Genomic DNA, 19504 nt, shown 5'->3' with positions numbered 1-19504 from the left:
GACGGTGTTCACTCCCTATCGCTTTAGGACGAAGTAGTTATGTCCCATATTGTCATACTCGATCAAAAGACCTATACCATTGTTTCTGAGCCTGAACAGATCAGAACAACCGATATCTATCAAAAAGTAAGAGACGAAATTAACAGTCGCTTCAACCCGTTATCAGGGGGGACCAACTGGCAAGTTGTCCATGATGGTTGTGAGCAGCTTGCTTTTGACCTCGGCATTGATTTGTTGATGAGCTGTTATTTGACTATCGCAAAATTAAAGCTAGAGGGAGTCAAAGGCTACGCTAATGGGCTGGAGCTGATTAATCGTTGCCTGACGCTACAGCCAGAGCCAAGCGCAAAGTTTGCCAAGATGCAGAAAGAGCTGCTTGATTGGGTTAATGGTAAGGCTTTACCAGAACTCAAAGGAATGAAGCTGACACATGAGCAATTGAGAGACTTATACCGAAGTGAACGTTTATGCGAAAACGCCCATCATTGGTTAGCGACTAGTCAGCCAGAGCATGAGGTAAACTTTGAAGGTGTGGGCTTTGTTTTGTTTGAGCATATCGATAAGATCGAAACTCAATACCACACCGCGGTTAAACGGGTCGAAAAGTCAGAGCAGCAAATGAGTGGTTATGTCCCTAAGACAAAGTATCGATGGGGACTGTTTCTTTCAAGTGTGCTTTCTATTTTCGTGGTGTCGGCTAGCTGGTGGTATGTACCGAATATCTTGGCCAGCTATCAGCCGCAATATAAAGCGGCTAAAGAAGTCCCAACGCTAAACAGAGAAAACTTGCCTGAGTTCGTCACGCAAACCTCCGCAGAGGCTCGCCATAAGTATCAATCACAGATAGTCGGACTCTATCAGCAAGCCATTGAAGAGCAGTTGTCGACATCGGTTGAACAGCCTAATTTGGATCTGATGGGGCAGCTTGAGGTGCTGACAAATCTATTTGCGGAAGATGAGCGAGTAGAAGCTATTGCTCAGACTGTCCAGCAAGATCAGCAAATTGCCCTTGAACAAGTCGGATCATTTGTCGAGCGGTTCAATGAAGCGAGAACCAAAATGGCGAATATTGCATTAATGGTCCAAAACCGCCAATGGTCTCAAGCGACACAAGCAACCAAATCATTGGAGAAGCTCGCCATCAGTTTGTCGCCAATTTACGCCCGTGTCGGTTATATCGAACGTTTGATCGAGGAAGAGGAGTATCATCAGGCAGAAACTGAATTGGCAGAATTAACCGTTAGGTTGAACAACCTCAGTTGGAAAGTGGCGCAATTAAGCCAAAGTCTCGTTAATTGATTGCGAAAGATTATCTTGCCTTAGACCGAATTGCTTGCACTTTGGTCAAAGGATCTATATAAATTCGGCTTTCCTTTTTTCGTGACGTATTTGAATATTTGAGGTTGGCGAATATGACGCATTTCTGGCAGCAAAAAGCTTTAGAGCAGATGACCGAGCAAGAGTGGGAGTCACTTTGCGATGGTTGTGGTAAATGCTGTTTGCACAAACTCATGGATGAAGATACCGACGAAATTTACTACACCAATGTGGCATGTAGCTTACTCAATAGTAAAACTTGTTCTTGCAAAGACTATCCGAATCGTTTTAATTACGATGAAGAGTGTACTAAGTTAACGCGCGACGATATTGAAGACTTTACTTGGTTGCCTCATACCTGCGCTTACCGTCTATTAGCAGAGAAACAACCTTTACCTGAGTGGCACCCATTGCTAACAGGTTCTAAATCAGCAATGCATGCTGCAGGCGAAAGTGTTCGCAATAAAGTGGTGTATGAAATCGACGTGGTAAATTGGGAAGATCACATTCAAAACTTACCTGATAGACTAAAACCTCACAAATAACTTTTAAAGTTGAGAATGCTATGTATGCATTATGTACATAGCATGAGGTTTAGTATGTTAGATTTTGATAAAAATAAGAAAAGGTAATACGAAAAGAAGTAGAGATTTCAACTATCCCTAACTTCGTTTACAAGAAACCATTGGTATCCCTCGATGATAATGGTGAGCCTCAGGTTACCTATCGTACTAATGACAACAAGATCCCCATTAAGATACTTCCCTTACTCCATGTTGTTGGGTATGACGACAAAGACAACCTAATCAGCTACCTGCCATTAGGTATGGTCAATGAGTTCTTATTGTCGAAAGCAATCGATGATGGTGTTCTTGCCCTCTCTATGATGACCCTCGTCCAGAATGGAGTACATTTCCTCGCAACAAGCAAGAACGGTTAACCTACCAGTATCTCGATGGTTTCTATAAGCACTGCCTCACTTAAAGCCCGAAACCATGATTCAGGATGGCAAAGAGGTGTTTAAAAAAACTGTGATGGATTTGGGTGTCGGTGATAAGTACCAATCACTTACAAAGACGGCTGGAGTTGACCAGAACAAGAAAGGCATGCTCGTTCTAGGGCGACAATCATCAACTTTGCACCAAAGCAATGCATTGATTGTAAGCTGTCTAGCTAGACAACTTGCCATAAAATAACATATAGCAATAAGGAATATTAAGATATCCATTTTTGTTTAAAATGGAATATGAAATTTTCTTTTTGTCCCTTGAACTCACTTTTCGTTGTCCCTATTTTCCTAATCGGGAGAGTGCTACATAGCTCTGCCCATCACCATTATGTCTTTTATGTTTAACAATTGTAGGAGGCTAACCTCATGAATATTCGTCCTTTAAATGATCGGCTGATAGTCGAAAGACTCGAAGCAGAATCCCTATCTGAAGGAGGAATTGTCCTTACGTCTCAGTCAGTACAAAAATCAAATCGAGCGAAAGTCGTCGCTGTTGGTCTAGGTCAACGACTGGAAAATGGAGATCGGGTTTCTATGGACGTTAAAGTCGATGACATTGTCATTTTTAATGACGGCTATGGTGTCAAAACAGAAAAAATCGATGGTTCAGAGTACCTTATTCTCTCCGAATCTGATGTGTTAGCAATCGTTGAGTAATTGAGTTTTCATTATTTTTTGAGGAGATAATCATGACTGCAAAAGAAGTTATATTTGCTGATGAATCGCGTCAAAAGATGCTTAATGGGGTAAACCTGCTGGCTGACGCCGTTAAGGTTACTTTAGGTCCTAAAGGTCGAAATGTTGTACTAGATAAGTCATTTGGAGCTCCAACCATCACAAAAGATGGGGTGTCTGTCGCGAAAGAAATCGAGCTTGAAGATAAGTTCGAGAACATGGGCGCACAAATGGTAAAGCAAGTCGCATCGAAAGCGAATGATGAAGCTGGTGATGGAACAACAACCGCAACGGTGTTGGCGCAATCTTTGATCAATGAGGGATTAAAGGCCGTTGCGTCGGGCATGAATCCAATGGATTTAAAGCGAGGTATAGATAAAGCAACGGAAACTGCTGTAGAGAAACTTCGTGAGATATCTCAGCCTTGCAGTGACAAAGAGTCGATAACTCAAGTTGGCAGCATTTCAGCAAACAGCGACAAATCGATTGGTGACATTATAGCGGAAGCGATGGACAAGGTTGGTCGCAATGGTGTCATTACGGTTGAAGAAGGTCAGGGCTTAGACAATGAGCTTGCGGTGGTTGAGGGTATGCAGTTTGATCGCGGGTATCTTTCTCCGTACTTCATCACCAATCAGGAGAGTGGCTCTGTAGAACTGGATAATCCTTATGTGCTTTTGGTGGATAAAAAGGTAAGCAATATTCGTGAGTTACTGCCTGTACTAGAAGAAGTCGCCAAACAGTCCAGATCGCTGCTTATTTTGGCCGAAGATATTGAAGGTGAAGCTTTAGCTACACTCGTTGTCAACAATATGCGTGGTATTGTCCGAACTGCTGCGGTCAAAGCCCCAGGGTTTGGTGATAATCGCAAAGCAATGATGGAAGATATTGCAGTCCTAACTGGTGGTACTCTGATTTGCGAAGACCTCGGTCATGAGCTTGAAAAGACTACGTTAGAGCAATTGGGTAGCGCAAAGAAAGTCACAATAACAAAAGATACAACCACAATTGTCGGTGGTGTAACGAATGAACAGGTTATTAAAGACCGAGTTAAATCGATAGAAAATCAAATCGCATCATCTACTTCTCAATATGACAAAGAAAAGCTTCAACAGCGAATAGCGAAACTCTCAGGAGGTGTTGCAGTGATTAAAATTGGTGCTGCGACAGAAGTTGAAATGAAGGAGAAGAAAGATCGTGTCGATGATGCATTGCATGCCACGAGAGCTGCTGTGGAAGAGGGCATTGTTGCTGGGGGAGGCGTCGCTCTTGCTAAGATAGGTAAAGAGTTGGTTGACCTTACTGGAGACAACGAAGACCAAAATGTCGGTATTCGAGTAGCATTACGGGCGATGGAGGAACCACTTCGTCAAATTGCCACTAATGCGGGTGATGAAGCGTCTGTCGTCGCAAACAATGTCAAAGCAGGTGATGTGAATCATGGCTTTAACGCGGCTACAGGAGAATACGGCGATATGTTTGAAATGGGTATTCTTGATCCGACAAAAGTTACGCGCTCAGCGCTTCAATATGCGGCGTCTATAGCCGGGTTAATGATTACAACTGAAGCTATGATTTCCGAGCAAGTAAAAGATAAATAACCATTGGAGCATATTTAGTGAAAAATAAGCGGGCAGGGAAGTCCGCTTAATTATCAGGCATAGATAATATCAATTCAAAGCTTTCTTATTATTAAATGGCATTTTAAACATACTATTATAAGAAAATTTTATAAATACATTATTGAAAAGACATTTTTAAAATACTATAAATTCATTGTAAAAGTTGTCTGGATAGAAACTTTTATCTCTATTGTTTTTATTTTGTATTGCTTCTTATGGAGGATATATCATGAACTCAATCGACCTAACTCCACTATATCGAAATAGTGTAGGATTTGACCGCCTAGCATCTCTGTTAGATCATGCATTAACCAGTGAAACAACTGTTAGCGGTTACCCCCCATACAACATAGAAGTTCTCAGCGAGAATCGTTACGCCATTACTTTGGCTGTAGCGGGATTTGTGCAAGAAGAGCTTGATATTCAAGTCGAGAAAGGCGTATTAACTGTGCGCGGTAATAAGAACTCTGAATCGGAAAGCAAATATCTATATCAGGGTATCGCCAACCGTACATTTGAGCGTAAATTTAACTTAGCTGATTATGTTGAAGTTACCAATGCGGATCTCTCTCATGGTTTATTAACGATTACTTTGGTTAAAGAAATTCCTGAAGAAATGAAACCTAAATCTATTGCCATTAATCAAGGTGGTAAGGTTTTAGAGCATAAATCTGACGGTAATGATGATTGTAAAGTTAGTAAAAAATAAATAATTAGAGGGTGTTTTGTACACCCTCTATATTATTGTTTATGAATATTTCCTAATTGGGAGGGGTTTTATGAAGCTCGTACTGGTGATGCTACATTAGTATCACCACAGCAAAGTTCGCTTTTCCAACGACACCAGGAAACGTTGATGATATATGGCAGCCACTAAGGATGCCAAGTTCCTAACACCCGTCCCGAGAAAGTGCATTGCTCATCAGTAACCCACTATGCAATAGATCACCCAATGCAAATCGAGTAAACCTTGATGTTTCCAGTGGCGAGAATGATGTTTAAATTGAATTGAGTGCGAATCCATTAATTGTGAAAGAACAAATGGGGGGAGGGCTATGGTCAAACATCGTGGCAATAACAAATTGCTGAACAACGTTCTTTTCATTTGTCAAACGAGTACAAGCATTGAGAATTTCGGGATGATTTTCTCAGGTTTTGCTTAGATAAAGGGCTTGTTGTTGAGAAAGCCATGAACCTATTGGTATTGCTAGTCTCTCTGCGTGGAGGCTTATCTGAAGCCTCCGCTTTTAATCATCTTATCGTCATACCCAGTTTCAAACCTACTTTACCTCGTTAGCCTTTGCGCTATTCTTCAATATATTGACGAAGCGATATCAATTGTTTGAGCGTAGTGGTGTAAACTCTAGGCTCATTCATATAATAAACAAATAGTTGTATTTGTCTTTTCTGAGGTAATTATGAATTTATTGTCTCACCGTAGCATTGGATGGTGTGTCAGCTTCAGCCTAATGCTTAGTGTATTGTTCAGTCCGTTTTCTATCGCTGCGCAAGAAACGTCTGTCGTTAGTTCATCGAGCACTCAAACTGCGTTAAACAAAATCAACAGTGATCTCAAAGAGCTCTCTGATACTCTGGCTTCATCAAGTGGTGATGAGAAAGATGCGCTTCAACTTAAGTTATTTCAGAAAAATGAAGAGTTGCGAACGGTTCTTTCAAATGCGGTAAAACAAGGCTCTTTACCAAAGGAGCAGTTGATCGCTCAGGTCCAGATGCAACAAAGTTATTCGAAAGGTGCGACGCTGTATCTTGATGAAAAAATTAAAGCGTTAAACGTTAAAATTGATGAGGCAACTGATGAAGATCGTCTATCACTTCTTAATGATTATCAAGAGCTTCAGCATTATTTAGATAGTGCTATTCAATCACACTGGCAAGACATCAACTGGTTAGCTGATCTCGGTGTAGAAGACGCTGATGCGAAAGCGCAGTTTCGTAGTGTCGTGGCTAAGCGATTACGTCTTGTATCTGCCTCTGTTGAGTATTTTAGTCAGCAGATTGACGTAGTAGGTAAGCAACTTACAGTGAGTCCTGAATCAGAAAAGGCGTCTTTACAGCTGCATCAGCTTGTGGTTAAGCAACGGATGAAGATCGCAGTAGATAGCCTTAGAGATCTTATTCCAGTTAGCGATCAGCTTTTGATTGATACTTCAGAGTACAAACGTTTGATGTTTGAAGTAACGGGCAGTATTACTCAGGACCTGTTTGAAGGAAAAGTCATCCTCTCTATCGTGAGTCACTGGTCGACAAACGCGATTGATTGGTTGGGAAATAATGCTACTCAGTATCTTTTCCAATTGTTCATTTTCATACTTTTAATTGTGGCGACTAAGCTACTTGCGAATCTAACTCGTAGGCTTGTAAGTAAGACTGTGGCCTCTAAGAATCTCAAGCTATCCAAATTAATGCAGGACTTCTTTATCGGAATGTCTGGAAAAGTTGTTTGGGTTATTGGCATCTTGGTTGCTTTGTCTCAAGTCGGACTCAATTTAGCGCCAGTGTTAACCGGTTTCGGTATTGCAGGTGTGATTATCGGTTTTGCGCTGCAAGACACACTGTCTAACTTTGCCGCGGGTATGATGCTACTCATCTACCGACCGTTTGATGTGGGTGACTTTGTCTTTGCTGGTGGTGTAGATGGTAAGGTTAGCCACATGAGCCTAGTGAATACCACGATTAAGACGTTTGATAACCAGATCATTATTATTCCAAACAGTAAGATCTGGGGTGATGTGATCAAGAACGTAACGCATGAGCGCCTTCGTCGTGTCGATATGGTGTTTGGTATTGGTTATTCTGATGACTTGCTTAAAGCGGAGAAGATTCTCACTGATATCGTACATGAGCATCCGGCGGTACTGAAAACGCCAGAGCCAAACATTAAGGTGCACACTTTGAATACCTCATCAGTTGATTTCATTGTTCGTCCTTGGGTTCAAACAGACGATTACTGGGATGTTTACTGGGATGTCACCAAAGAGGTTAAGCTACGTTTTGATAGAGAAGGGATCTCAATTCCATTCCCACAGCAAGATGTACATTTGCATATGGTTAAAGAGAATGACCTTATGCAAGAATAAAAAAGAGCGCCAGATGGCGTAATGCCAGTCAGTTAAGCAGACTGGCATTACGCTAAATGGTGAGCTTTGACTTAAGGAAGGAAGAACAATGGTTAGGCTATTGCTGCGTTAGCAACCGCTTGGTTGAACTCTCCGCGAGCTATTTGGGCTTGCTCTGACGCTTCTTGTTTACGCTCTTGAGCTTTTGCTACTTCATCAAGAGCGATTTGCAGTTCAGTTTGTAGCTCTTGTGGTAGGTGATGATCTGAGAACTCTTCTTCTCCTGAATGCTCAAGTGCGAAGGCGCGGATACGCTTTTTCACTTTAATCACTTTGGCTAAAGCTTCGCGTTCTAGCTCTGCAGCTTCTTGAGCAGCGTCACGGCTTCTTTCAAAGCGCGCTAATGCCATACCTTCAAAAGACCATGGGTCCATTTCTGGTAGATCTTCGATGTTGATGGTTGGTTCTACGTAGTCCTCTTGATGGCGCAGGTCTAGGCTTGTTGCCCTAACCGCAGAAATCATCAACATCACAGAGATACCAAGTAGAGGTAAACCGCCGACGATAGCGGCTGTTTGTAATGTACTTAATCCGCCAAGGAACATCAGCACCGTAGGCAAGAACGATAGTGTAAATGCCCAAAACATTCGGTTCCAACGCATTGGCTCTTCGGTCACATTGTTTTGCACAACAGACGCAAGGATGTATGAAATGGAGTCAAATGTCGTCGCTGTAAAAATTACACACAATAGCGTAAATACCGCAATGACGAGCGTACTCATTGGCAGGGCATCAAGCATAGAGAAGATCGCTTTGGTTGCGCCTTCGGTATTTAGGATGCCTACCACGTCTAGCTCTCCTGATAACTGCAGAGATAGGCCGTAGTTACCTAAGATCATAAAGAATAGGAAACAGCCAAGGGAACCGAAGAAGATAGAGCCAGAGACCATTTGTTTAATTGTGCGACCACGAGAGATACGCGCAACGAATAGACCCATACTTGGCGCAAACACTAGCCACCAAGCCCAGTAGAAAATCGTCCAGTCTTGTGGGAAGTGAGTATCGTCAAATGTGCCGTAACCACCAAATGGTTCAGCCCATGTTGCCATCACAAAGAAGTTAGATAGCATGCGGCCGATTGAGTCTAGACCCGTTTCTAGCATGAAGATGGTAGGACCAACGATAAGAACAAACGCTAGCAGACCCATCGCACCCCAGAAGTTAATGTTACTTAGGATCTTGATGCCTTTTTCCATACCTGCATAGGAAGAGTAAGCAAAAATAGCCGTACACACCATTAGGATAGCGATCTGACTTAGTGTGCTTTGCTCTATACCAAATAGGAAGTAAAGACCTTCACCTATAAGAGGTGCAGCAAGGCCGAGCGTTGTCGCTGCACCACCAAGTAGACCGAAGATAAATAGAATATCAACGATTTTACCTGGTATACCTTTCGTGCGTTCTTCGCCGATAACTGGCATCAGCGCGCTCGATACTTTTAGTACAGGTTGCTTACGAACATAAAAGAAGTAGGCAATAGGAAGTGCTGGGATTAGGTAGATAGACCAAGCGATGGGTCCCCAGTGGAATAAGCCGTAAGTTGCTGCCCAACGAACTGCTTCTTCACTACCGGGCTCAAGTTGAAATGGTGGTGATTGGTAGTAGTAGGCCCACTCTATACAACCCCAGTAAAGGATACTGGCACCGATACCGCCACAAAACAGCATTGCAGCCCATGATGTGGTAGCAAATTCAGGCTTTTCGTCAGGATCACCAAGTTTGATTTGGCCCATATCGCTGAAGACGACATAAATCATAAAGAAAAAAGCACTGACGCCAAGGGCTAGATAAAGGAAACCGAGTTTATCGGTCATAAAGGTTTTTGCTACAGCTATCCAGTCTGCACCCTGCTGAGGGAATAAAATTAAGGGGAAAATAATAGTCAGCAGAAGGGCAATAGCACCAAAAAAAGTGGGCTTATCAATAAGCGAAAAGGAGTTTCTCACAAGTTAACTTTCCATAAACGAATCGTTATTTGATTATGGAGTTACCGAACTAAATGCGACAAACGAGGTTGTTTGTCGAGATGACTAATATTCTTAATAGGAGCTTAGAGGATCGCTAAAAGAATGCCACCAACGGTTGCCGCAGCGGAAAGGTATTGCCCCGCGGAATACGAACCATCATCCTCTTCTTCAATTTTGTCAGGGTGGTCCATACCTAGAGCACCATGTGCAAAGGACTCTACTTTCTCACCGACGGTTTTGCCCGATTCAGAGCTTGCTTTCCCATCTTTTTCAATTTGTTGTAGCGCGGCCAATAGCGCCTTTCCTTCTTCTGAAAGGGTCACTTTACTTTGTTCTACTTTTAGTGGAGCCAGTCCTGATTCTTGAGGTGCGGCAGTAGCTTGAGGCTTTATCTGCTGGGTAGGGGATAGCTTAGCTGGCTCCATTCCTACTGGGGTCATAATGATCTCCTTACATTATCCTCAGACACTATATCGACTGTTTGGTGAAAAACTTGTGCAAAATATGCAAAATTTGTATAAAAACAATACAAGCATAAAGTGTGCCGATTTCACAATGAGTCCGTTATATCTGATTTATCCTACAAGATGTCAGATTAAAATTGGGTCGTAAGGAGATCATTAGCAATCAAAGTGCCTATTTACACTCCAAGGCATTATTGCGGCTAGTGAGGTGCTGATAGGCCGCGATTCGATTCTCCTTTTTTACATAGCGAGTTGGAGGCGCTAACACGTTGAGCATGAAGTCTTGGCCAGTGTTTTCTTCGGTAAGATCTGAGTATGGAGTTATGACGACAACACTGAGGTTTGGGTTTCGCTTCAAAATTGATGCTTTCGTTCCCAGTCCTTGCTCAGTGTGAAATTTGCCCGCAATGTGCACCACTTGAGTTGATGGATTGGCATCTAGGTAACGAGTGATGCTTTCTGCCATGGTTTCATCCCAAGCAATCTGAGCGGCAAATTGTTTCTCTGTTTGCTCTGGCTCACCGTGGTGCATTGATGCCATAAATTTATCCTTATAGAGGCTATTCGAGGTATCTATCTCTTTGGCGAGCAAGGATCTTTGCTGACTATCCAACTTATCTAAATAGCTAACCCCTTGTCGGCCAATACAACGCACCACGGGTTTAGGTGCATTGGCGGCAATGATATCGAGTTCGTATTGCTTGGCTAGCTCGACGAGAGGGCGGTAATCACTTTCATAATTCGGCCAAGCATTACTGTTCTTGATTAGGGTTTGTTCGCCGATTTCTCCCGTTAAATAGCTATCAACAGTGGCTTGTTTATCCCGAGAGAATTGTTCCATCGAGAGCGCAACATCATTATGCTGAGCTAATTGCTCTAAAAACTCTGTTTGGAAGCGATGTATAGCAGAGTGTGTATGCCACTCACCAATGAGGATGACATCGGCATTGAGAATTTCACGAGGTAATGCTTGCAGAGAAATAGGCTGCTTGGTTGGCGAATAGAGCTGATAGTCGTAGAAATTACCTACAGTGCTAACAGTAGGGCTTGTTGAGAATACAGAGCAGGCAGACAGTGCTAATGTACTAAAAAATATGGCAAAAAGCCGTGGCATAGAAACCTCCATTAATGATCGTAGCAATAATAATGGAGGCGCTGCAATAACTCAATAAAAATGAGAATCGTTATCTGTTATCTAGTCTTACGATAAACTCGGATCATAAAATCGGCCTCGCACTCATAGAGTGTAGTTGATTTGAGCTTTTCCCTTAGTTCATCTGATGCTTTCCAAGCAAAGGGGGTCATCTGCAGAAGATCGTAGGCATCTCCATCACTGAGTTGCATCACATAGCTGAGCTTTTCTTGCTTCTCGAGTTGAAAGCCTTCGATGCATTCCGCTTCTTCACTATGCAAACGCACATCTGGGTAGATTTCATCGCGCAATTGGTAGAGATGGCGTCCGGCTGGAGTGACCGTCACTACCACACCATTGTCGGCGACAACTCGCTGTAATTCTTGCGCTTTGCACGGTGCATAAATGCGTAACACGACGTCTAGGCTGCAAGGTTCAAAGGGCAGGCGGTGACTTGATGCCACGCTGAATGCGCAGTTTAAGTATCGCTTAGCGGCATAGCGAATTGCGACCTTAGAAATATCTAAACCATACACAGCGGCATTATCAGACTGCTGGATTAATTGAGATGCAACTTCTGTGGTGTAGTATCCTTCGCCACAACCGATATCTAATAATCTATGTTTGGTATTGACGAGCAACTGACCACAAAGCTCAGCCACGTACTTTTTAAGTGGTTGGTAGTGTTCTTTTTCGAGGAATCGTCGGCGCGCCTGCATCATCTCTTTGTTATCACCTGGGTCTTTTGAACGCTTGTGTTGAACCGGCATCAAGTTGATGTAGCCTTCTTTCGCTAGGTCAAAGGCATGGTTGTTTTCGCAGCGGTAGGTGCGCTCGGTTAATGAGAGTGATTGGTGACATAGAGGGCAGGTGTAAGACATAAATAGCTCAGATTCGATATTTGAGAGCGCAGAGTCTAGCAGGAACGGCTATGCGGAAAAAGCGATTGTTTTGTCTAGCCCTAATCGAAGCTAGGGCTAGAGGTGTGTTCACTACTTACTTAGAAGATAGCGTGGTAATGAGCTGGTGGCTCTCACCTGGCTGTAGCGTTTTACCTTGTTCAATGGATGGGGCATGCAAAGTCGATTCAACGCAAAGGAAGGTCTTGTAACCATCGTCTTGCATATCTCCCATACCTTGTGCGCCTTCTGCCCATGGATTCCAAAGTACTGCAGAGTTGTGACCTTGGTTTTCAACAACTAACGAGCGGTTTAGAACGGGATCTTGAACCGTAATTTGCGCGCTAGGTTGAGTGTAAACACGATCTATCGTGTCAGTTAACTGCAGAGTTTCACCACCCTGGCAAATCTCTCCACCTTTTAGGCTATCGATGTATTCAGAGCCCATACCTGTCGTCGTCGTTTGCTCTATATCACCCACAGTTAGGTAGGTGTGCAGTGCGCCAGAGAATGTCCAAGCTTGAGTATCGGTATTGGTTACGTCTAGCGTGACTTTTAGCTCATCGCCAATCTCAACCAGTAGGTGAGCTTGGAACTGGTAAGGCCAAACAGTAAGTGTTGATTCTGACGGCAGCAAACCAAGTTCTACGATTACCCCATTTTCATTTTCACGGTGTTCAAGCAGAGTCCATTCGCTATTGCGTGCAAAGCCATGTGCAGGTGCTGCAATTCGGCCAAACCACGGCCAGCATACTGGAATACCACCACGCAGTGCTGCTTTGCCGTCAAAGATGGCTTGTTCACTCATCCAAATTAGGTCCGGTTGACCTTTAGGTTGGAAAGAGACGACGTGGCCGCCGTGCAGACAGATACCAGCAGAAGCCTTCTCATGAATAACGCGTACGATCTTTACATCGTCTTTTTCGACGATAGTTACGTTATCAGACAGTACAGTCAATGCAGGTAATTGCTCTAAATTCATTTAGTTGTCCTCAGTAAGAGAAATGACATTCCTATATTCACTCGACACAAGCGAACCAAAGAATATGATTTCGATATTCAAATATGGCAGATACTAAAAAGGCGACTCAAGAGCCGCCTTTTACAAGATTCTGCGCTAAACGCTTATCTTAAAGTAACTGATTACTTAGAGATGTGTGCGATTAGATCTAGAACTTTGTTTGAATAACCGATTTCGTTGTCGTACCAAGATACAACTTTAACGAACTTGTCGTTAAGTGCGATACCAGCTTTAGCATCGAATACAGAAGTGCAAACTTCACCGATGAAATCTTGAGAAACAACTGCATCTTCAGTGTAACCTAGAACACCAGCCATTTCGCCTTCAGAAGCTTCTTTCATTGCTGCACAGATAGCTTCGTAAGATGCACCGTTTACTAGGTTAACAGTTAGGTCAACTACAGAAACGTTAGCAGTTGGTACGCGGAAAGCCATACCAGTTAGTTTACCGTTTACTTCTGGAAGTACAACACCAACAGCTTTAGCAGCACCAGTTGAAGATGGGATGATGTTCTGAGAAGCACCACGACCACCGCGCCAGTCTTTTGCAGAAGGACCATCTACAGTTTTTTGAGTAGCTGTAGTTGCGTGAACTGTAGTCATAAGACCAGATTCGATACCGAACTTGTCGTTAAGAACTTTAGCGATAGGCGCTAGACAGTTAGTAGTACAAGAAGCGTTAGAAACGATGTCTTGACCAGCGTAAGTGTCGAAGTTTACGCCGCTAACGAACATTGGAGTAGCGTCTTTTGAAGGACCAGTTAGAACAACTTTCTTCGCGCCAGCAGTGATGTGCTTACGTGCAGTCTCGTCAGTTAGGAAAAGACCAGTTGCTTCAGCTACAACGTCAACGTCGATAGCATCCCATTTTAGATCTTCTGGGTTACGCTCAGCAGTAACACGTACAGTCTTACCGTTAACGATTAGGTTACCACCTTCAACTTCAACAGTACCGTTGAAACGGCCGTGAGTTGAATCGTACTTAAGCATGTATGCCATGTACTCTACGTCGATTAGGTCGTTAATACCTACTACTTCGATGTCGTTACGCTCTTGCGCTGCACGGAAAACAAAACGGCCGATACGGCCAAAACCGTTAATACCTACTTTGATAGTCATTATAGTTGCTCCACAACTTAATTTCTGATTAAAGATAACTGGTAGTAAAATTACAGAATCCAGTCAAAATCTGCAACTGATAATCGGACTTAACTTGTTTAAAGTCAAAAAAAAGCGTCGCTTTTTTTCACAATTAGTCGCAAATGGTTATCTTTTGAACGGATTACTGGTTTTTTCCCTAACCAGTTGACGTAAAATGGTGGACGACGCTGACAGCTGCGCTGAAAGTTTAACCATCCTGTTATGGTGTCAAAGTATGTGCTACAAAGGTTGTCATTCGCAAGTTTTTCGCGAAAAAAGTCATAACAAAAAATGAGAATACGGAGAAATAGTGTTGTGAAACAGAAGGTAGAAAAGGTCGTTAAGCCTGATGAACACTGGCGTGAAACCTTATCTGATGAAGAGTATCGAGTATGCAGAGAGCAAGGGACAGAAGCCCCATTTAAAGGCAAACTACTGCATAATAAAGCGACAGGTATCTATGCCTGTACGTGCTGTAAAGCCCCCCTATTTACATCTGATAACAAGTATGACTCAGGGTGTGGATGGCCAAGTTTTGATGCCCCTATTAGTGATGTGGCTATTCGCTATTTAGAAGATCTCAGTCACGGAATGGTTAGAACAGAGATCAGATGTGCAGCTTGTGACAGCCATTTAGGTCACGTTTTTTCTGATGGACCGAAAACAACAGGTGAAAGATTCTGTGTTAATTCAGTGTCGTTAATTTTCAACAATTCACAAAAAAGCGGTGAATAATTCACCGCTCTTTGTTTCATCCTTACAGCATTCGAACATCTATTTAAATTTTGGCACCATACTGGCGTTGAAGGTGCCACTATTTATCGCATCTTCAAATTGTTCAGCAATGTCATCTAGCTGTTGGTAAGTACTTTTATCGAATCCATAAAGCAGTTGCAGTTCTTTGGCTGACGCGATGGGTACTTCATACCTTTGTGCCACCATAGTCCAGATATAAGCTTCTTTTTTTGTACCTAGTCGATAAGTGGTACTGGCCAGCGACTTAAATACTTCAGTATTAATTGTGTTGCGGTTAGTTAGCTCTAAGGTACGCAGTAACAAAGCACGAGTTTTATTCTGATCTCGACTGGTATAGAAAGTTGCCAGTGCGTATTGCATTTCGGCTGTTTCTAATGCGGGTGAGCCTTCGAGTTGCAAAAAGTTACGTTTTGCTTGGTCACTGCCGATTTGGCTCCATAAAAAGTAATAGGCTTCGGGGGACTTGGATTTTTCGAGTGTTGCAACGATAGACTCCAAATCCTCTGAAGCGTTCACTAAAGCGTCGAATCGGCGCTGCTTTAAACCTGATTGATCAATTGGCTGTATTTGCGCTGCGAGCTCTAAACACTTTTTGTATTCAGCAAGGTGGAGGTACTCTTTTATTTTATTTTCATCAGTCGGTTTTTTGAGTACTTCGAAGCGGTGCCAAATCAAATCTGTTCTCGGTATCCGGCATTGACCATCACCTACGTTGAGTCGTTCACATTGTAGTGATGGGTTAGCGCTACATAATTGTTCAGTATTCTTGTTACTTTCAAAACAGCCAACAAGGCCAAAACTTACACTCATCAGTGTGAGTACTTTTAGTGATTTCATAGTGTCGTTGCTTGTGATCCATTACACTTAATTATTGCTGTTATCTTGACTCAGTCTGCTAGCCAGTTAATGTTCGTCTATCTTTTTTGACGAATTAGGATTTTCCATGGACGCAGAGCAGTTAATCAATGCCATCACACCAGAGGCTTATGAGCGTCTACTATTTGCCGTAGAAACCGGAAAGTGGCCTGAGGGTACTCTACTTTCACAAGAGCAGCGAGATTCTTGTATGCAAGCTGTGATGTTGTATCAATCTAAGCATAATTCAGAAGCGCAACATATGACAGTTGCCCAGGGTGGGGAAATTAGCTTCAAGTCTAAAGCTGAGCTGAAAAAGCAGTTTCAGCAGGGCCAAGATGACATTGTGCGAGTCAACCCAAATAAAGAATAATAAACAAGGCAGATTTAACCTGCCTTTTTCATTACTAGCCGCAGCACTTTTTGAATTTCTTACCGCTGCCGCAAATACAAGGGTCGTTGCGTCCAACTTTGAGGCTTTGTACCGATTGGTTTAACCTAGGGTCTTCTACTTCTTGGTTCGGAAATGTTCCGTCGATGTAGTACCACAGGTCATTTTCGCGCACAAAGCGAGAGCACTCTTCCAAGCAATACTCATTGCCGTCTTCTTGAAAGAAAGCTTTAAAGGTCACAAAGCCCTCATTCTCATTGTCGCCATTAGCTGCGCTGATTACTTCTAATCGGCGCCAGTCACTCTCAATGGATTCTGCAATCCCTTCACGTTGCTCTTGGGCATGGCAGCTTGGGTGATAGGTGTTAATCACATAATCGACTAAACCTTGCACGTGCGCACTGTAGCGAGAACGCATCAACTTTTCTGGAGTCGTCGCAAGCGCATGATTATTATGTATCGGTTCACAGCATTGGCTGTAATCCAAGGTGTTTCCACATGGACAAGAGATCATAACCGCTCCATTAATTTGTTTTCACAGAAAGTAAGTCAGCTGTCCATTTGACTGATGCATCGTAACATTCGCTTAAGGTGCTTTGAACTAAGCCAATAGCCTGGCAGTGCTGCTGAACTTTATCCCATTCTGCTTTTTCGTATGCTTTGGTTAGCACTAGAATATCACCAAGTACGCCTTCGCTCTGCGTGATAGCGAGTTTGATCGATTCATCAACCGAAATCTCATCGAGGATCTGCTCTAACGGTCTGTCTAACAAGCTATCGAGTAACGAGAACATACCAGTTAAAAATGCCTGTCCTGATTCCAGTTTCTCATTCAAACGCGAGCCGATAAGCTCACAATATCTTGCGCGCTGAATGGATAATCCATAAAGGTAATCGGGTTTACTGTCTTGTGTCGAAGCCAGAGCGACTAACGAGATAAATTTGCGAAGTTTGTCTTCACCTAAATATACCAAGGCCTGCTTGAACGATTGAATGCGCGTTTTGACAATTGAAGAGGAGTTGACGAAGGCCAGCAGTTTATAGGACATGGTCACATCTTTACTGATCAATGATTCTATTGTGCTGTAGTTGATATTTTCTTTAGAAATCTCGGTTAAAAGCTGCACTACCGTCATAAAGGATGGCTCTAGTGATTTTCTAGAGATCATTTCCGGCTTGCTAAAAAAGTAACCCTGGAAGTAATCAAAACCTGCTGTTTTGGCTTGTTCAAACTCTTCGTAGGTTTCAACCTTTTCAGCTAAGAACTGAATTTTTGAACCGCTAAGGCGCAGCATAAATATACGTGCTTTTTCAATCGGCACTTGACGGATATCAAACTTAATGATTGATACATAAGGTAAGAAAGCTCGCCATTGTTTACTTGGAATGAAGTCATCTAAGGCAATTTTGTAGCCTAATTGCGACATTTCCTTTACAACCGCAAGTAGTTCTTCTGTAGGAGGGCAGTCCTCTAAAATTTCAACGACAAGATTGTCCGATGGGAAAAGCGTTGGGACTTTGTTAATTAAGCTTTGGTAAGGAAAGTTTACAAAGCCAAGTTTGTCCCCAAGTGTCTCATAATGCGTTGAGAGGAAATGATCAGACAATAAACGGCTAGTTGCGTGTTCAGGGTCGATTTCAGGAAACGTATTTTGTGGCCCATCTCTAAACAGCAGCTCATAGCCAAGCGTCTGTTTATCTTTGTCTAGAATAGGTTGCCTAGCAATATAAGAGTATTTCAAGGTATATACCGCGCTCCGAGTAATATTATTCGAATATCAGCTAACCTAATGTCAGCTATAACAGGCTAAAGACGAAGTTTTATTGACCAAATGGTCGTTGTTGTAATTCGAAAGAATCTTTATCGTACACCAGCACTGACCCCTGTGTATACCAGTCGCCTAACACTATTCTAGTACAGTTATTTCCATCTTTATCAAATCGATGAATGTTTGGTCTATGGGTGTGGCCGTGAATCATCAAATCGACATTATGCTCGCTCATGACACGTTCTACTTCGTCCTGAGTGACATCCATAATCTCAAGTGATTTTGTCTGCTTGTCTGTCTTTATATCAGATTGAACTTTGCTGACGATCTTCTTTTTGATGAACATTGGAATACGGTTAAATACCCACTGTAGCCATGGTTGGTGCACCTTAGCTCGGTATTCCAAGTACTTTACGTCTTCAGTACAAAGTGTGTCGCCATGCAAAATGATCGCTTTCTGCCCGTATAAATCGATGACAGTTTCATCTCCTAGAAGGGTAACACCTGTCTGCTTAGCGAAGCGTTTACCAACCAGAAAGTCCCGATTACCTTGAGTAAAATAGCAAGGGATACCAAGGGCGGTCAGCGCATTAAATTCTTTTTTGATGAGAGTGGCAAAGTCAGAACGATCATCATCACCGACCCAAAACTCAAAAAGGTCGCCTAATACATAAAGCGCATCAGCATGAATGGCTTCTTCTCGCATGAAACGGACAAAGCACTGATTGATCTCTGGTGTAGCGGGGGAGAGATGTAGATCAGAGATAAATAGTGTGGTCATAGTTATTTAACAAGAGAGCGCATCATAATGCGCTCTCTACATCCAAGATTATTCTTCGATTGTTGTACCTGTGATTAGTACGTCTTCTAGTGGTACATCTTGGTGCATGCCGTAAGAACCAGTGCTCACACCTTTGATCTTCTCAACAATGTCCATACCTTCGATTACTTCACCAAACACACAGTAACCCCAACCATCTAGGCTTTCGCTACGGAAGTCTAGGAATGTGTTGTTGTTTACGTTGATAAAGAACTGAGAGCTTGCTGAATGAGGCTCCATAGTACGAGCCATAGCAAGAGTACCGATTTTGTTGCTCAGACCGTTGTTTGCTTCGTTTTTGATAGGTGCGCGAGTTGGCTTTTCACGAAGGCCTGACTCCATACCACCACCTTGAATCATGAAACCATCGATAACACGGTGGAATAGTGTGTTGTCGTAGAAACCATCACGGCAGTACTGTAGGAAGTTTGCACTTGTTTCTGGTGCTTTTTCATCATTTAGTTGAATTTTGATGTCACCAAAATTTGTGTGAAGGGTGATCATGATTTTGTCCTTTACATAGGTTTTTGA

The 19504-nt window shown here is 42.8% G+C and carries 19 protein-coding genes and 1 pseudogene; 9 read left to right on the top strand and 11 right to left on the bottom strand.

Translation table 11 applies throughout. The features are described from left to right. Window positions 1–39 precede the first annotated feature (39 nt). The 7 genes and pseudogenes from ACU01J_RS07545 (at window position 40) to ACU01J_RS07515 (ending at window position 7721) form a co-directional block, all read left to right on the top strand. A complete protein-coding gene (locus ACU01J_RS07545; RefSeq protein ID WP_481085119.1) occupies window positions 40–1299 on the top strand; it encodes a type VI secretion system ImpA family N-terminal domain-containing protein in 1260 nt (419 codons plus the stop codon). 113 nt (window positions 1300–1412) lie between these two features. Continuing rightward, the gene (locus ACU01J_RS07540) at window positions 1413–1862 is read left to right on the top strand and encodes a YcgN family cysteine cluster protein (protein ID WP_481085118.1); all 450 of its coding nucleotides are present in this window, start codon (window positions 1413–1415) and stop codon (window positions 1860–1862) included. Between the two features lie 54 nt (window positions 1863–1916). Next, a pseudogene (locus ACU01J_RS07535) lies at window positions 1917–2295 on the top strand (site-specific integrase); the annotation flags it as partial. A gap of 397 nt (window positions 2296–2692) precedes the next feature. Then, window positions 2693–2983, top strand: a complete 291-nt coding sequence (locus ACU01J_RS07530; protein ID WP_049537218.1) for a co-chaperone GroES — start codon at window positions 2693–2695, stop codon at window positions 2981–2983. Between the two features lie 32 nt (window positions 2984–3015). After that, window positions 3016–4602 (top strand): chaperonin GroEL, encoded by a 1587-nt coding sequence (groL, locus tag ACU01J_RS07525; protein WP_481085117.1) that lies wholly within the window; start codon window positions 3016–3018, stop codon window positions 4600–4602. 250 nt (window positions 4603–4852) lie between these two features. Beyond that, window positions 4853–5332, top strand: coding sequence for an Hsp20 family protein (locus tag ACU01J_RS07520; RefSeq protein WP_481085116.1), 480 nt, complete (start codon window positions 4853–4855; stop codon window positions 5330–5332). Between the two features lie 709 nt (window positions 5333–6041). Beyond that, window positions 6042–7721, top strand: coding sequence for a mechanosensitive ion channel family protein (locus ACU01J_RS07515; RefSeq protein ID WP_481085115.1), 1680 nt, complete (start codon window positions 6042–6044; stop codon window positions 7719–7721). A gap of 92 nt (window positions 7722–7813) precedes the next feature. Here the strand turns inward: ACU01J_RS07515 and ACU01J_RS07510 are convergent, their stop codons facing one another. From ACU01J_RS07510 to gap, 6 genes are all read right to left on the bottom strand, one after another. Next, window positions 7814–9706, bottom strand: a complete 1893-nt coding sequence (locus ACU01J_RS07510) for a BCCT family transporter (protein ID WP_481085114.1) — start codon at window positions 9704–9706, stop codon at window positions 7814–7816. Window positions 9707–9810: 104 nt separating this feature from the next. Then, window positions 9811–10167 (bottom strand): hypothetical protein, encoded by a 357-nt coding sequence (locus tag ACU01J_RS07505; RefSeq protein WP_481085113.1) that lies wholly within the window; start codon window positions 10165–10167, stop codon window positions 9811–9813. A 196-nt stretch (window positions 10168–10363) separates the two neighbouring features. After that, window positions 10364–11305, bottom strand: coding sequence for a ChaN family lipoprotein (locus ACU01J_RS07500; protein WP_481085112.1), 942 nt, complete (start codon window positions 11303–11305; stop codon window positions 10364–10366). Between the two features lie 77 nt (window positions 11306–11382). Continuing rightward, entirely contained in the window at window positions 11383–12204 is an 822-nt protein-coding gene (gene rlmA / locus ACU01J_RS07495; RefSeq protein WP_481085111.1) for a 23S rRNA (guanine(745)-N(1))-methyltransferase, read from the bottom strand. A gap of 115 nt (window positions 12205–12319) precedes the next feature. Next, the gene (locus ACU01J_RS07490; protein ID WP_481085110.1) at window positions 12320–13204 is read right to left on the bottom strand and encodes a D-hexose-6-phosphate mutarotase; all 885 of its coding nucleotides are present in this window, start codon (window positions 13202–13204) and stop codon (window positions 12320–12322) included. Between the two features lie 161 nt (window positions 13205–13365). Further along, entirely contained in the window at window positions 13366–14361 is a 996-nt protein-coding gene (gene gap / locus ACU01J_RS07485; protein ID WP_481085109.1) for a type I glyceraldehyde-3-phosphate dehydrogenase, read from the bottom strand. A 336-nt stretch (window positions 14362–14697) separates the two neighbouring features. On the opposite strand from gap, the gene msrB reads away from it, so the two are divergent. Then, window positions 14698–15117 carry a peptide-methionine (R)-S-oxide reductase MsrB gene (gene msrB, locus ACU01J_RS07480; protein ID WP_481085108.1) on the top strand — a complete coding sequence of 140 codons (420 nt, stop codon included), beginning with the start codon at window positions 14698–14700 and terminating at the stop codon, window positions 15115–15117. Between the two features lie 39 nt (window positions 15118–15156). On the opposite strand, the gene ACU01J_RS07475 is transcribed toward msrB, so the two are convergent. Next, window positions 15157–15975 carry a DUF2989 domain-containing protein gene (locus ACU01J_RS07475; RefSeq protein ID WP_481085107.1) on the bottom strand — a complete coding sequence of 273 codons (819 nt, stop codon included), beginning with the start codon at window positions 15973–15975 and terminating at the stop codon, window positions 15157–15159. 106 nt (window positions 15976–16081) lie between these two features. Here ACU01J_RS07475 and ACU01J_RS07470 point away from each other — a divergent pair, with 106 nt between their 5' ends. Beyond that, the gene (locus tag ACU01J_RS07470) at window positions 16082–16366 is read left to right on the top strand and encodes a YeaC family protein (RefSeq protein WP_394127233.1); all 285 of its coding nucleotides are present in this window, start codon (window positions 16082–16084) and stop codon (window positions 16364–16366) included. 34 nt (window positions 16367–16400) lie between these two features. On the opposite strand, the gene ACU01J_RS07465 is transcribed toward ACU01J_RS07470, so the two are convergent. From ACU01J_RS07465 to ACU01J_RS07450, 4 genes are all read right to left on the bottom strand, one after another. Further along, entirely contained in the window at window positions 16401–16898 is a 498-nt protein-coding gene (locus ACU01J_RS07465) for a YchJ family protein (RefSeq protein WP_481085106.1), read from the bottom strand. 10 nt (window positions 16899–16908) lie between these two features. After that, a complete protein-coding gene (locus tag ACU01J_RS07460; RefSeq protein ID WP_481085105.1) occupies window positions 16909–18126 on the bottom strand; it encodes an EAL and HDOD domain-containing protein in 1218 nt (405 codons plus the stop codon). Between the two features lie 79 nt (window positions 18127–18205). Beyond that, window positions 18206–18934, bottom strand: coding sequence for a UDP-2,3-diacylglucosamine diphosphatase (gene lpxH / locus ACU01J_RS07455; protein ID WP_481085104.1), 729 nt, complete (start codon window positions 18932–18934; stop codon window positions 18206–18208). A gap of 48 nt (window positions 18935–18982) precedes the next feature. Beyond that, window positions 18983–19477 (bottom strand): peptidylprolyl isomerase, encoded by a 495-nt coding sequence (locus tag ACU01J_RS07450; protein WP_481085103.1) that lies wholly within the window; start codon window positions 19475–19477, stop codon window positions 18983–18985. Window positions 19478–19504 lie beyond the last annotated feature (27 nt).

The sequence above is a fragment of the Vibrio sp. 2433-A1 genome (assembly GCF_056726085.1).
This window is presented reverse-complemented; position numbering and strand designations above follow the sequence as displayed.